Here is a 452-nt window from a genome sequence, read left to right on the forward strand (position 1 = left end):
TTGAAGATACTTCTTCACCGCCAGATAATAACGGAAATCCATCTGTTGTAGCTGAAGTATTTGTCAATACCACTACTTCCGGAGAATGGGAGGAGTTAAGTTTTGATCTGTCCACTTTCGGAGCTTTTGATCCATCCATAGATTACGACAACCTGGTTATTTTCTATGACTTTGGAAATGCAGGTGAAGGAAGTACATTCTACTTTGATGACATCAGAGTAGGGGATACTGCTTACATCTCTCTATTCAGTGATTTTGCCACTGATGTAACCGTTGACACCTGGAGAACAGATTGGTCTGCTGCAGATTATGAAGAGGTGACTTTTGAAGGTAGGTCGTCCAAACATTATTCAAATCTGAATTTTGTTGGAATTGAAACTGTTGCCAATCAGCTGGACATTAGGAATATGACTCATTTCCATATTGATGTTTATACAGACAACGCAACTACT

1 pseudogene is annotated in these 452 nt (G+C 39.4%); it reads left to right on the forward strand.

Annotated features, from left to right (window positions below):
• Window positions 1-452: pseudogene (locus tag HC175_RS18565) on the forward strand (hypothetical protein); the annotation flags it as partial.

The organism is Salinimicrobium oceani (assembly GCF_012037645.1).